This is a genomic window from Kribbella solani (assembly GCF_014205295.1).
GTDB classification, from domain to species: domain Bacteria; phylum Actinomycetota; class Actinomycetes; order Propionibacteriales; family Kribbellaceae; genus Kribbella; species Kribbella solani.
In genome coordinates this window covers 833,750-846,949 of the sequence record NZ_JACHNF010000001.1, presented here as the reverse complement: position 1 = coordinate 846,949, position 13,200 = coordinate 833,750, and the positions used below count along the sequence as shown (strand labels likewise).

Annotated in this window: 10 protein-coding genes; 5 read left to right on the top strand and 5 right to left on the bottom strand. The window is 68.0% G+C overall.

Annotated elements, in window-relative coordinates; translation table 11 throughout:
* Nucleotides 1-6 precede the first annotated feature (6 nt).
* On the bottom strand, nt 7-1,344 hold the full coding sequence (locus HDA44_RS03745; RefSeq protein WP_184831359.1) for an ABC transporter substrate-binding protein: 1,338 nt from the start codon (nt 1,342-1,344) through the stop codon (nt 7-9).
* Nucleotides 1,345-1,478: 134 nt separating this feature from the next.
* On the opposite strand from HDA44_RS03745, the gene HDA44_RS03740 reads away from it, so the two are divergent.
* The 4 genes from HDA44_RS03740 to HDA44_RS03725 all read left to right on the top strand — a co-directional run bounded on the left by HDA44_RS03740 (nt 1,479) and on the right by HDA44_RS03725 (nt 6,349).
* Nucleotides 1,479-2,162 (top strand): GntR family transcriptional regulator, encoded by a 684-nt coding sequence (locus HDA44_RS03740; RefSeq protein WP_184831357.1) that lies wholly within the window; start codon nt 1,479-1,481, stop codon nt 2,160-2,162.
* 79 nt (nt 2,163-2,241) lie between these two features.
* Nucleotides 2,242-3,501, top strand: a complete 1,260-nt coding sequence (locus HDA44_RS03735; RefSeq protein WP_184831355.1) for an alpha/beta hydrolase — start codon at nt 2,242-2,244, stop codon at nt 3,499-3,501.
* Nucleotides 3,502-3,602: 101 nt separating this feature from the next.
* Complete coding sequence (locus HDA44_RS03730; RefSeq protein ID WP_184831353.1) at nt 3,603-4,781, top strand: glycosyltransferase 87 family protein; 1,179 nt, start codon at nt 3,603-3,605, stop codon at nt 4,779-4,781.
* Nucleotides 4,778-6,349 carry an MptA/MptB family glycosyltransferase gene (locus tag HDA44_RS03725; RefSeq protein ID WP_337905615.1) on the top strand — a complete coding sequence of 524 codons (1,572 nt, stop codon included), beginning with the start codon at nt 4,778-4,780 and terminating at the stop codon, nt 6,347-6,349. The genes HDA44_RS03730 and HDA44_RS03725 overlap by 4 nt, the downstream gene beginning before the upstream one ends.
* On the opposite strand, the gene HDA44_RS03720 is transcribed toward HDA44_RS03725, so the two are convergent.
* Together HDA44_RS03720 and HDA44_RS03715 are read right to left on the bottom strand one after the other, a co-directional pair.
* On the bottom strand, nt 6,288-7,334 hold the full coding sequence (locus HDA44_RS03720) for a phenylacetaldoxime dehydratase family protein (protein WP_184831351.1): 1,047 nt from the start codon (nt 7,332-7,334) through the stop codon (nt 6,288-6,290). The genes HDA44_RS03725 and HDA44_RS03720 overlap by 62 nt on opposite strands.
* Complete coding sequence (locus tag HDA44_RS03715) at nt 7,331-8,353, bottom strand: carbon-nitrogen hydrolase family protein (RefSeq protein WP_202887142.1); 1,023 nt, start codon at nt 8,351-8,353, stop codon at nt 7,331-7,333. Before HDA44_RS03715 ends, HDA44_RS03720 begins: the two co-directional genes overlap by 4 nt.
* Before the next feature lie 97 nt (nt 8,354-8,450).
* Between HDA44_RS03715 and HDA44_RS03710 the strand changes: the two genes are divergently transcribed.
* Nucleotides 8,451-9,215 (top strand): TrmB family transcriptional regulator, encoded by a 765-nt coding sequence (locus tag HDA44_RS03710; protein WP_184831349.1) that lies wholly within the window; start codon nt 8,451-8,453, stop codon nt 9,213-9,215.
* 25 nt (nt 9,216-9,240) lie between these two features.
* On the opposite strand, the gene HDA44_RS03705 is transcribed toward HDA44_RS03710, so the two are convergent.
* Complete coding sequence (locus HDA44_RS03705) at nt 9,241-11,754, bottom strand: CehA/McbA family metallohydrolase (protein ID WP_184831347.1); 2,514 nt, start codon at nt 11,752-11,754, stop codon at nt 9,241-9,243.
* The gene (locus tag HDA44_RS03700) at nt 11,751-13,085 is read right to left on the bottom strand and encodes an FAD-binding oxidoreductase (RefSeq protein ID WP_184831345.1); all 1,335 of its coding nucleotides are present in this window, start codon (nt 13,083-13,085) and stop codon (nt 11,751-11,753) included. Before HDA44_RS03700 ends, HDA44_RS03705 begins: the two co-directional genes overlap by 4 nt.
* Between the last annotated feature and the right edge of the window lie 115 nt (nt 13,086-13,200).

The following is a 13,200-nucleotide window of genomic DNA, read 5'->3' as shown; positions in this document are numbered from 1 at the left end:
CGCCCCTCAGCCGAGCAGTTTCTCGAGCGCCGCGTTCGCCGTCTTCAGCGCCGGTCCGGCGTCCTGCTGGCCGACCCACGCCCCGCTCAGCGACTCGGCGATCTTGCTGTACGCCTGGAACGTGTTCGGGAACACCGGCACCGAGTAGCCGTATTTGTCGATCGACTCCGCGATCTGCGGGAACGCCGGGTTGATCGAGGCCTTGTCCTGCAGTACGGACGGCATCGCCGGAATCCCGCCGGCCTCGGCGTACGCGCTCATCGCGTCCTTGGTGGCCAGGTAGTTCAGGAACTTCGTCGCCGCGTCCTTGTTCTCCGAGTACTTGTTCAGCGCGACCGCCAGCGCGTGCACGTGCGTCTTCTGGCCCGGTACCGGCGCGATCGCGAGCTTGCCGGCGACCAGCGGCGACTTCGTCTTGTCGTTCAGCTCGGCGAATCCGGCCGACCGCTGCAGCGCGAACGCCGTCGTACCCGCCTTCAGCGCGGCCTGCGTCTCCGGGAACTCGGCCTGCGAGCTGTCCTTCGACGTCCAGCCGTTCTTGTAGATGGTGCTGTAAACCCCGACCGCCTTGGCCGCCGCGGGCGTGTCAAGGTTGGCCTTGCCGTCCGGCGTGGTCCAGGAACCACCCGACCCCCAGAGCACGTCGTCCCAGATCATCGTGTTGTACAGCAGGTTCTTCGCCTGCAGGATCGTCCCGTACCGGGTCGGCGACGACGGGTTCGCGGTCTTGCTGAACCAAGCCGCCATCGCGGTGTAGTCGTTCCAGTCCCACTCGGCGGCCGGCTTCGGGTCGCGCCTTTCCCCGATCGCCCGCTGCGCCACCGCCTGGTACGCGGGCCATTGGCTCTTCGTACCGAGCAGCGTGTCGACCAGGTCCTTGCGGTACAGCAGGAAGTGGTTCGAGACGTCCAGCGGCAGCGCGTACTGCTTGTCCTGGTACTTCAGCCCGTCGACCGCGACCGGGAAGTAGTTGCTCGCGTCGACCGACGTCAGCGGGTCGAGCGAATTCGCGTACTGGCCGACGTTGTAGCTGGCGACGAAGTAGATGTCCTGCTGATTGGACTTCGCCGCCATCAGGGTCGCCTCCTTGGAGAAGGTGTCCTGACGGGACAACAGGGTCATCTCGACCTTGATCTTGTCCTTCGATCCCTGGCCGGCGTTGTACGCGTCGACCACCTTGCTCATCGCGTCGCCCTCCGGCCCGGGCCACAGCACCATCTTGACGGTGCCGCTCCCGCTCCCCTGTTCCCCGCCGGAACCGCCGGCCTTCGACCCGGTGCTGGGCGCACAGCCCACCAGCGCCAGGCCCGTGGCGAGCGCAATGACCAACCCTGCAGCTTTCATGACGACCTCCGCGCCGATTCCCTAGTGTATTTGGATTACCCTAGGGTTGATTGACCGTAGCAGAGACTGCTGAGTGCTGCCAAGGCGGGATTGCACTAGGGTTGGTCCGGTTACCGAACGTGCGGAGGACGTCCATGCACAAGTACGAGCAGATCCTCGAGGACCTGTCCGGGCGGATCGCGACGCTCGAACCCGGCGCCCGGATTCCGACCGAGAAGGAGCTCGCGGCCGAGTTCGACGCCTCGACGATGACGGTCCGGCGGGCGTTGCAGATCCTGATCCAGAACGGCCAGCTCCGCGGCGTACCCGGGCGTGGCACCTTCGTCGCCCATCCCCGGGTGACCAAGATGATCGCCAGCGCGGCCTCGTTCACCGACGCGATGCGCTCCTCCGGCCGCCGGCCGACCAGCCTGCTGGTGGCGGCGGCGGTCCGGCCGTCCAGCGCCGAGGAGGCCGGCTGGTTCGGCGTCCGCGAGAGCGCGCCGGTGTACTCGATCAAGCGCGTCCGGCTCGGCGACGGCGTACCGCTCGGTTTCGAGGTCGCCACCTTGAACGCCGGCCTGTTCCCGGGGCTGCTCGGGGCGAACCTCGAACATTCCCTGTACGACACGCTGACCGCCCAGTTCGGCATCGACGTGGTCCGCAGCGGCATCGTCGTCTCGACCCGCCGCCCGCACTCCGACGAGGCCGCGCACCTCGGCATCGACCCGATGCTGCCCTGCCTGCAGACCATCGTCACGTCCGAAACCGGAGACGGCACTCCGTTCGAGCACACCACGTCGATCTTCCGCGGCGATCTGTACGAGATCTCCTTGTAGCCGGGCCTTGCCTCAGTTGAGCGGCGCGGCCGGCGACCTACAGTGGATGTGCCGGTCCTGAGCTGGGGAAGGATTGCCAATGCAGACCGTGTCCCTGCTGAAGGGCTGGTTTCCGCTGGTCGTCGCGCTGCTCGCCGCAGGGATGCTGCTGCTGGCGGTCGGCTGGCGCGACCAGACGTGGCGACTGCGCCGAGTCCCGGTCGTCGCTGTCGTCGCGGTCATCGTCACGCTGCTTCTTTCGAGCAACAGCGCGAGCCTCCTCGGGATCACGGACCCGCTCCCGGCCAACGTCTGGATCTGGGCCGGCTGCGCGATCGGCGCTCTCCTCGTACTGGCCGTCGGCTGGCGCTCCGCCGGGTGGTGGCGGCGCGGTGCGGCCGTCGCGGCGGCGCTGCTGGCTGCGTTCGTCTGCGCCAACGGGGTGAACCAGTTCGTCGGGTACTACCCGACGATCGGCGCGGTCTGGGACGACTGGACGCACACACCACTGCCTGGCGTGACCTCGATCAGCAGCGTCAAGCACCACCCACCGACCGACGGAAACATCCTGCCCGAAGGCAAGCTGGTCGGCGTCACGATCCCGTCCACCCACTCCGGCTTCAAGCACCGCCAAGAGCTCGTCTACCTCCCGCCGACCTGGTTCCGCGGCCCGGCATTCCGGCGTACGTTGCCCGTGGTCGAACTGGTCGGCGGCGAACGCGGCGGACCGCCCGACTGGGTCCGGCTCGGCAACGCGGTGCAGACCGCCAACTCGTACGCGGCGCGGCACAACGGGTACGCCCCGATCCTGGTCTTCGTCGACGCGACCGGCGGCTTCTCGAACGACACCGAATGCGTCAACGGCCGGCACGGTCAGGCCGAGGATCACCTCGTCCGCGACGTACCCGAGTACATCGTCAAAACCTTCGACACCACCGCCGACCCGAACCGCTGGGGCGTGGCCGGCTTCTCGATGGGCGGCACCTGCGCGCTCGGCCTGGTCGTCGAACACCCGGACGTCTTCCGCCACTTCGTCGACATCTCCGGCGACCTGACCCCGAACAGCGGCAACGCCGAGCAAACCCTCGCCGACCTGTACGGCGGATCCACCAAGGACCGCGCGTTACACGACCCGCAAACCGTGATGCGCGTCCACGGCCCGTACACCGGCGTCTCCGGCCTCTTCCTGGTCAGCAAACACGAAACCATCCACATCCGCGAAGCCGGCGACCTCTCCCGCGCCGCGGCCAAAGTCGGCATCAAGACCCAACTCATAGTCTCCCCCGGCACCCACGTCTGGCAGTTCGCCGCCCCCGCCTTCGCGCAAGCCTTCCCTTGGTTCGTCAGCCAACTCAAGTGAGCCCGGACCCGGCGCGGAAAGTGGAGCAAGATTCAGCATTCGGGGTGGAGGGCAATGGTCTCGTAGGGTGGCGTTCTCCGCCCTAGCGAAAGATCAGGAAAATGACAACGCGCGCTCCGCTTGGCCTGCCCCGGATCACCCGGCCGCGAACGGTTGCCTTGGGCATCTGTGTGATCGCGGGCATCGCGCTGGTGCTGGCGATGCCGCACGGCTTCCTCGATCTGCGGGTCTACCGGCTCGGTGGCGCGACGCTGCTGCAGCATCCGGGCGAGCTGTACGACGTGCATCTGCCGGGCATCGGCCTGCCGTTCACCTATCCCCCGTTCGCGGCCGTGATGGTCGCGCCGTTCTCGATCGTCCCGGCCCCTGTCGCGGCGGCGACCTGGTCCGTGCTCAGTCTGATCTGCCTGTTCGTGATCTGGCGGCACTCGGCGCGGCTGACTCCGTGGGCGCTCCTCGGCGTCACCGCGGCCTCCGCGTTTCTCGAGCCGGTGCGTCAGACGCTGGGTTTCGGCCAGATCAACCTGATCCTCTGCGCCGTGATCCTGGCCGACCTGCTCGGCAGGAAACACAAGACGCGCGGTCTGTGGACGGGTCTCGCCGCCGGCGTCAAACTCACCCCACTGATCTTCATCGCCCTGCTCCTCGTCACCCGGCAATGGAAGGCCGCGCTCTACGCGTCGGCCGGGTTCGCCGGCACCGTCGTGCTGGGCTTCCTGATCTCACCCAGCGCCACCGCGCACTACTGGGTCTCGCTGGTCAACGACACCAAACACATCGGCGGGATCGGGTACGCGAGCAACCAATCGTGGAACGGCATCCTGACCCGGCTGGCCGGCAACCCTGACGGCGGCGGTCCGGTGTGGATGGTGCTCGTGCTCGCCACGGCCGTCGCCGCGCTGGCCTTCGCCCGCCTGCTCTGGCTGCGGGACCAGCCGTTGGCCGCGGTGTCGATCTGCGGACTGGCCGGCCTGTTCTGCTCGCCGATCTCCTGGAGCCACCACTGGGTCTGGATCATCCCGTTCGGGGTGGTGCTGCTGGCCGCGGTCCCGTCCAGGGCGCGTATCCCGGTCGGCGTCGGCTGGTACGGGCTGTTCGTACTCGGCCCGATCTGGTGGCCGCCGAACACCGGCGATCGTGAGTTCGACTGGACGTTCGGCCAGCAGCTACTCGGCAACGCGTACCTGATCGCCGCACTGGTCGCGGTCGTGGTGCTCGGGGTCCAGTACGCCCGGTCGACGGCACGGTCGGACCGTCGGCAGGAAGCGATGAGTTCGTGAAGTACGGCCGGTGGGCGGTTGCGCTCTATCTCGCGTGTACGGCGCTGATCGTCGCGGTCGGTCTGCTCGGTCCGTCGGTGGTCGTCCTCACGCTGACCAACCGGCACTCTTGGCTGCCGTCGTACTGGTTCAACACGAAGCCGAACGACTGGCTCGTGTCGGTGCTGATCTACGCCGCCATTCTTCTTGGTGGATGCGGCGTGTACCTGGCCACGAAGGCACTTCGGCACGGCTGGGCACCGCGCGTCAACCGATTGATTGCCCTAGGCATCGGTACGACCGCGGCCATCACGTTGGTCCCGCCAATGGCCTCCGGCGACGTCCTGATCTACGCGGCGTACGGGCGGATCATGGCGCTCGGCGGCGACCCGTACACGACCTCGCCGGCCGATTTCATGCAACGGGGTCACGACCCGGTGATCGACGCGACCGAGCCGCCGTGGCAGGGCGCGCGCAGTGTGTACGGTCCGATCGCCACGTGGATTCAATGGGTGGCGTCGAAGATCGGCGGTGAATCAGCCCACCTCACGGTCTGGATGCTGCAACTGTCGGTCGCGATCAGCCTGATCGTCACCGCCCTGCTGCTGGTGAAGCTCGTCGGCAATGGGGTCGCGGGCGACCCAGCAAACGTCGACGGCCAGGATCAGGACACCGCCCGGCGGCGCGTGATCATGCTGACGCTGGCGAACCCGCTGCTGCTCTGGGCGGTGCTGGCCGGCGCGCACAATGACGCGATCGCGGTGATGTTCGCGGTGATCGCGCTGGTGCTGCTCCGGCGGCACGTGTTCCTGGCCGGTCTGATGCTCGGCGTCGCGGGCTGTACCAAACTGTCCATCGGTCTGGTCGGTGTCGCGATGCTGTGGTCGCTGCGCGCCGACCGGCGGAAGGCGATCTTCTTCTGTGGCGGCGGAGCGATCGCGATGGGCGGGCTGTACGCGATCGTTGGCCTGCAAGCCTTCCAGCAAGCACAAAAACAGTCATCGTCCATCTCGGTCGGCACCCCGTACCGTGCCCTGCTCGAACTTCTGAAGCTCTTCCTCCCCAACGGCGTGGTCCGGACATTGCTGGCCATCCTCGCCTGGGGTGCGCTGATCGTCGTCGCGATCCTGCTGTCGCAGGTGTTCCCGAAGTCGCTCGTCCCGCAGACCCATCCCGGCGATCCCACCCCGGCCGCGCTCCGGTACACCGCGATCTACGCCGTCGCCTGGGTGCTGACCGCGATGTACTCGCTGCCCTGGTACGACGTGATCGCCTGGTCCGCCCTCGCGACAGTGGCCGCTTCGAAACTGGACGTGCTGCTGGCGGTTCGTACGACGATGGTCGCCCTGGCGTACGTCCCCGGTCGTTCCCCGGACGCACCCCAGGTCGCCGCGACCTTGTCCGACTCACTCCATTTCGTCAGCGCCCGCGTCCGCGACACCCTCTGTCCGGCCGTCGACCTAGCCGTACTGATCGCCGTCATCGTCTGGTGCCACCGCAAGGGCGCCCGCCTGCGGCGCCCGGCCGCTACTCGACGCCCATCACCGTCGGAGCAAAGGGCAGAATGCCTGTCCCGGGATGGCAGTTGACGTACTCGAACGCGGCCGTTCTCGGCAGCACGAACACCTCGTGCCAGGTCACCACGCTGCGATCATCGCCGTACTCCTGCTGTTTGCGGATCGCGTGCGCGTAGATGCGGGCGTGCGTCTGATGGGTCTTCGCCCAGTGCTCCAGGTGTTCGAGTGAGGCGAAGTGCGCGTAGACGGACGTCTCCCGGCGCGGTTGCAGCGTCTCCTTGTCCAGGTTCGTCGTGATGCGCAGCGACAGCGTTCCCTCGCTGTCGGCGTGATCCACCAGATGGCGCATGCCGGCCAGCAGCTTGGGCTGGAGCTCGTTCACGTAGTCGTCGAGCTGGTCTCCGGTTGCCGACTCCCACAGTTGCCCGGAGCGGATGACCACGGTGTTGTGTCCACATTCGGCCCGCAGCCGTCGCTTGGCCGAGTTGACCGGCCGCGTACGTCGTACGTGCGGCTCGGCCGGCTCCAACGGATCGACGGCCGAGACGGGGAAGCGGTCGCGGGCCGCACCGTAGTACCCATTGGTCGTGGTGTGCCGCATCAGGGCGCCGGGCGCCCGGCCGAGGCCGAAGACGTGGCCCGGCTTGGAAGCGATGGTCTCGAGACGGTCCGGTGGCACCTGAACGGTCTCGTGCCACGCGCCGAAGGTGATCGCCGCGGGATTCAGGCCGGCGTACCAGCGGCCGAGCTTCGAGGACCGCAGCCAGCGGGCATGGGCGCTGGGGTCCAACCAGTAGCTGACCTGGACAAGGTTCACCGCCCCGGCTTCGTCGGTGCAGGTCAGCAGCTCCCAGGCATCGGGACCGTCGCTCGACTGCCGGGCGAGTTCGAGGAAGAGCTCTGCCTCGTCCGTTCCGTCAGTAGGCAGCTGGATGGCGAGGTAGTCGGCGGTCACCAGCGACACCGGTGCCTCGAACGCGAGTGACCAACGCGGCGCCTTCGGTACGTGGCCTTCCGGCCGGCGCTCCGGGATCGTCCGGACGTACGGTGCCGTCATGTACTGGTCTCCTCGGAGTCGGCGAACGTGATCGGGGCCGGGCGGCGCTTGTCGATCCGGAACTCGAAGATGTCGAACCGGTTGTAGGTGCCGACGATGTCGTGGGCCCGTTTGAGCACGATCTCGTCCTGCAGGTCCACGTCCGCGAGCACGATGCCCTCGTCCAGCGCCGGCGGCCCGGCGATGATGTCGCCGCGCGGCCCGACGACCATCGAGGCCGGCGGCGAACCGCACAGCAGTCGTTCGATCCGCTCGTCGCCGCGGGCCACCGCGTCGACCGCCTCCTGATCCAGCGCGGTCGCGGCGACGACGTTGTACACCTTGCCTTCGAAGGCGTGCGCGGCGGCCCGCAGCCGGATGCTCTCGGCGAGGTCGTACCCGGCGCCGTCCGCGCGCCGGTCGAACGGCCAGGCAGGTGGGTACGTCGAGATGTGCAGCCGCTCCCCCTGTGCCAGCAGGGCGTACCGGGCCAGGGTGTTGGTGTTCTCTCCGCAGATCAGCGCGCCGAGGTACCAGCCGTCGAGCGGCACCGGCTCGAGCCCACACGCGTCACCGTGCGACCAGGTCATCCGCTCGTGCCAGGTCGCGACCAGTTTGCGCCGGTGGTTCACCAAGGCACCGGTCCGGTCGAAGATGAGGTTCGAGTTGAACAGTTGCCCGAGCGAATGCGCGGCCCGCTCGTTCACACCGACCGACAGCACGACGCCGTACCTGCCGGCGATCCGGCTGAGCTGCTCAACGTGGGGACCGGGCACGGTGATCGACGACTCGAACAGCCGGACGTGCAACTCGTGCTGGTCGACCGGCGGCAGCACCGAACCCCAGATCGGGAACCCGGACACGAACGCCTCGCCGAAGACGACCAGTTCGGCGCCCTGCCCGGCCGCCTCGGCGACCAGCGCCTCCAGCTTCGCCATCGTCCCGGCGAGATCCAGGAAGACCGGCGCCGCCTGCACCGCCGCGACCCGGATCGTCGGTAGCACACCCACCCCCTCGCGACTGTCGACAGCCCTCGACATGATCGGTGTGAAGATAAGCTCATCGCAGCGGGGTTATCAACGGATTGCGAACACTTTGGTTGTCGAATGTTTTCGACAACAAACGGAGGGCTGACCGATGCTGGAACGGCTGGTCGAGGTGGGCCTGGACCCGAGGGAAGCTCAGTTCTACCTGGCCGTACTGGACGCCGGGCGGACGACGATCGCCGACGCCGCCCGGAGCGCGCGGACGAGCCGGACCAACGGCTACGACCTCGCCAAGCGGCTCCGGGAGCGCGGACTGATCAGCATGGTCGAGTCCGGCCCGACCTCGTCGACCGGGAACCGCAGTCACGGCGTACTGGTCGCGAACGATCCCGCGCGGTTCCTGGACGAGTGGGCGGAGCGCCGGCGTCAGCTCGAGTCACTGGTGCCGGAGCTCCGCGCCCTGCACGCATCCGGGCGTAGCCGGCCCCGGGTCCGCTACCTCGAGGGCGCGAGCGGGATCCGGTCCGCCCTGTTCGAAACGCTCGAGTGGAAGTCACCGATCCTCGGCATCCTGTCGATGCGGGATCTGCTGACAGTGCCTGGCGAAGAGGCGATGCGGCAGTACATCGCGGCCCGGCGTACTCGGGAGCTCTCGTTGCGGGTGATCCGGACGCGGGAGCATGACGTACCGGGCGCGTGGCTGACCAGCAGCCACGACTTCCGCGAAGTCCGCTTCGCCCCGGCGCGGTACGCGTTCACGATGACGACCGTGCTCGGCGAGAGCCAGGTGGTGACGATGTCGTCGGCGCGGGAACGGTTCGCGATGATCATCGAGAGCCACGAGTACGCCGAGCTGCAACGCAACCTGTTCGAGGTGCTCTGGACCACCAGCACCCCGGCCCGCGTCGCGGACTAGCTCCGGTCGACCAAGCAAGCCTCAACTAGTCAGGGAACTCGGCCAAACGAGCTCGTACCGCCGCCAGTGCCTGGTCGAAGGGGCGGACCATGAACGACCGGTGATCGCCGCCGTGGTGGTGCATGGCAGCGGTGGCGGCAGCGGTGCGGTGTTGTACGTACGAACGCCCACGCTCGATCAGCGTGATGATCTCGGCCAGTGCGCCGGGATCCGAGGCGGCGCGTTCGCCGCACGCGACGTACACCGGGGACGTGTGCGCCATGATCGACCGCTGCCACACGTCGCGATGCTGGGTCCGCAACTCCGGTCCACCGCCACCGACCCGTACGGCCAACCACCCGGGCCGGTCGAAGCGTACGTTCTCGTCGATCGTCAACGTGTGCGTACCGGCCTCGTCCTCAGAGGTCGCGATCACCTTTCCGGAATGCACCAGCTCCAGCCGGTACATCGGGAAGATGCTCTGCGCGGTCGCGACGACCGAGACGGCTCCGCCCCGCTCCGGAAGGTGGACGGTGTCCCCCATCCCCCGGCCGTCGACCGACAGGCTGAGCAACGGCCCGCTGCTCATGTAACTGCGCCCCGCGGACAACCCCCGGCACCACGCATCGAACCCGAAGTCGTCGTCGGCACCGAGGCGTACGTAGGTCCGCGACATCCCGATCGGGACGTCGTTCGACATCTTGTCCGTCCCACCGTTGATCGGCAGCCGGTACCCGGCGTTGAGGTACCGGTAGTAGTGCAGGTACATCAGGTCCGGCCACAGCCCAAGCGACTCGACCGCATCGACGCGGTTCGTCGCGATCAGTGCTGCCTGCTCGCCCATCGGCAGGGGGAAGTGCGGTACGACCACGGTGCCGCCCTGCGCGCGACAGCGATCCGCCCAATCGGACAGCGTCGCTTCCAGACCGCCGCCCAGCTCCGCCTCCTCGGGACCGTCCGTGCTCCACGGCATCACCGGTTCCTTCAGTCCCAGCAGACTCAGATGCCCGAGAAAGTGCTGACGATTCTCCTGGGACGTGTACAGAACGGTCCGCCCGTCGTCGCTCACGACCGGCCGGCCGAGGAACTCCTCGGTGTTGGTGAAAAGGCTCCCCCACTGGGCCTGCAGCAGGTGCACCACCGAGACGCCCTCGGCGGCCGCCTCCTTCAGCCCGCCGAAACTGGAGACGAAGTGGACATGCGTATCGCCGCTGTACCAGCCGTCGGCGCTGACGTCGAAGCGGCGCCTGACCCGCAAGGTCAGTTCCCGAGTGTCGTCAGCGACTTCGACCAGTTGGTCGAGCGGCTCGTACTCGAACCCCTTCGCGACCCGGACCCGTACCTCACCGCGCGGTAGCCAACCTTCGCAGCTACCGTCCACATAGCCATACGTCGTACGCCCCAGGCGCACGTCGCTGCCGACGTCCAGGTGCCAGCTGGATCGATCGCCGTTCACGTGCTGCGGATGGCCGTGCGGCTGGTACGGGACGCCGTCGCGCGAGGCGAAGTTCACCCGGCAGGCAATGGGTTCGCCGGTGGCGTCGTCGACGATCCGGGTGCGGACCCAGTTGCGCCCTAGCTCGGAGACCTGCAACGAACCCACACCGCTCGACCGCCCCTGGCCCAGCTCGGACCAGCGGGCTGTCTCGATCGTCTCGCCGTTCGCCTGCAGCCGTACGGTGCCGGAGTCGACCGATGCGACACGTGCGTACACACCGACAACCTCGGCATCCGGCGCATCGCCCCACACCGCCATCGGATCGCCGGGGTCCGGCTGCCGCCGAAGCGGAGTCGTGAAGGAGACGGTGCCACGGTCCACCGTGATTTCCAGGTCGGTACCGTCACCCAGGTAGCCTCGCGGCGTCTCCGCCGTCACGACTCTGGCCGGCTCCGGCTGCAGCGGATACTCGTCGACGAACCCCAGACAGATACCGCCGACCTCCACCACCGCCTGGCCCGGCTCCAGCCCGATCCGGACGATCTGATGCCCGGGCCGTGGATTGATCCAGGACCACAGAAAGTACCGCGGCGGCTGGTCCTCGACGCCCTGCAACCGCAGGCTCGGTCCGCCGGGCCGATCCGACCAGCGCCCGGCCTGCACCACCTCGGTCTGTCGCGCGCCGGCATCGGCGAAGGCGCCGAAGTCCCTATCCGGGCGACTGTCCGCCGCGTCCGGGACGGCCAGACTTGGCTGCATACCCCAGCCCAGAAAGGGGTTCTCGACCTCGAAGCCGTCTCTGATCGGAACGCGCACCGACTCGCCGTCGGCGAAGTCGAAGCGATAGACCGCGCTCACTCGGCCGAGTTCGGACAAGCCCGCCTCGACCCGGGTACGGTGCGCGAACGTGATCGTCCGGATCGGTGCTTCCGCATCCAGTCCGATCGTCCGCGCCGTACCGGACTTGAGCCGAAGCACCGAGGCACGGCCCGCTCGCTCCGGCGCGAGGAACGGCAGTCCGCGGGCCAGCACCTCCCCGCGCCAGACGGCGGCGTACGCGAGCTCCAGGTCGTCATCGGCATCCGCCTGCGAAGTCAGGTCGACGGGCTGGTAGTCCATCATTCGCCAAGCCGATCAGCGATTCCGGCGTAGCCGACTTCGAGCAACCCGTCCGGATCGTACTTCCGGCGCACCTCGGTCAGCCGTTCCCAGGACTCGGCCGAGAAGCAGTCCCGGACACCTCCCGGGTGCAGTTCGGGGGTGGTCTCCGCGATGTAACTGGTCTGCGCCAACGGGACGTCGTGCATCGTCTCGCGCACCCATTCGTCGTTCGCCGCGTCGCCCGACTCGTCCGGCCAGATGGCCACCGGGTACGCGAACGCCGAACTCGCCACCGAGAAGGCGCCGTCGGCACCGGGCGAGCCGGCCGGGTTCACCCCGGTACCGATGAACGAGAGGTCACTCGGCGCGCGGTCCATCGCCGTCACCAGCCGTTCGAGCAGGGACCGGAACGGTTCGCCGGACTGGACGTTGTCGGTCGCGTACCGGGCGCCGATGGGATGGAGCAGATCTTCGATCGCGAACAAATCGCTGATGGCGCCGACTCTTCTGGTCGCCGAGAGCGGCTGCACGTGAGCATCGGACCAAGGCTTCAGATCGCGGTCAGCCTGTTCGCGATCCGCGGCGAAGGACACCACCGTGACCTCGAGCAGCGTCGGCTCACCAGGCCCTTCCCGGCAGAGCCGCAGGGCCGCCTCGACGTTGGCCGGTGCCTGTTCCTGCCGCGTCGCGAACCAGTCGGCGACCGCACGGCTCTGCTCGCGACCGAAAACGGCGGTGGCCCACTCCACGTGTCGCGGGCGCGCGGCGAGCTCGATCTCGAACCAGGTCACGACAGCGGGGAACAACATGCCAGCGCCACAGGCGGCCCAGAACAGGTCCGGATGCTCGTCCTGGTCGGCGATCAGAACCTCCCCCGCCGCCGTCACCACCTCGACGCGCCGGACACGTTCGCCGGCCAGACCCCACTCGCCGCTGTTCCACCCGAACCCACCCGAGAGCAGGTATCCACCGACACCAACGCTCGGACAGTGACCGACGGGGAACGCCCGGCCAACTCGTTCCAGCGCTGCATCCAGCACGTCGTTGGTCACGCCCGGACCGACTCTCGCGGTCGAAAGATCCGGCGCGATCTCGATCTGCCGAAACCCGGACAGATCGATCACCATGCCGTTCGGCCGAAGGCAGACTCCGAGCCAGTTGTGCCCGCCGGACCGGACGCCGACCCGCAGTCCGTCGCGCCGCGCGACGGCCAGGGCCTCAACCACCCCGGCGACATCCACCGGTCTGGCGATGACCTTCGGTACCTCCGTGGGCTTGCGTCCGTTCCAGACCAGGCCGGACAAGAGATCCTCGAAACCCATGTCTCCTCGCGCCACCAGCTCGCTCGCCATCGACCCGCCCCTCAGCTGTTGTCGGCTCCGGCAATGTTGACACGCTGTGGCCTTACTGGCAATACCAGTGCCATGGTAGTACTGGTCTTGCCAATCCGATCCCCAGGGAGGCGAG

Excerpts from the sequence above, each read along its gene's own strand:
- HDA44_RS03735 (WP_184831355.1), top strand. The coding sequence starts at position 2,242 with ATGCAGACCGTGTCCCTGCTGAAGGGCTGGTTTCCGCTGGTCGTCGCG.
- HDA44_RS03730 (WP_184831353.1), top strand. The coding sequence starts at position 3,603 with ATGACAACGCGCGCTCCGCTTGGCCTGCCCCGGATCACCCGGCCGCGA.
- HDA44_RS03710 (WP_184831349.1), top strand. The coding sequence starts at position 8,451 with ATGCTGGAACGGCTGGTCGAGGTGGGCCTGGACCCGAGGGAAGCTCAG.
- HDA44_RS03705 (WP_184831347.1), bottom strand. The coding sequence starts at position 11,754 with ATGATGGACTACCAGCCCGTCGACCTGACTTCGCAGGCGGATGCCGAT.
- HDA44_RS03700 (WP_184831345.1), bottom strand. The coding sequence starts at position 13,085 with ATGGCGAGCGAGCTGGTGGCGCGAGGAGACATGGGTTTCGAGGATCTC.
- HDA44_RS03720 (WP_184831351.1), bottom strand. The coding sequence starts at position 7,334 with ATGACGGCACCGTACGTCCGGACGATCCCGGAGCGCCGGCCGGAAGGC.
- HDA44_RS03740 (WP_184831357.1), top strand. The coding sequence starts at position 1,479 with ATGCACAAGTACGAGCAGATCCTCGAGGACCTGTCCGGGCGGATCGCG.
- HDA44_RS03745 (WP_184831359.1), bottom strand. The coding sequence starts at position 1,344 with ATGAAAGCTGCAGGGTTGGTCATTGCGCTCGCCACGGGCCTGGCGCTG.
- HDA44_RS03715 (WP_202887142.1), bottom strand. The coding sequence starts at position 8,353 with ATGTCGAGGGCTGTCGACAGTCGCGAGGGGGTGGGTGTGCTACCGACG.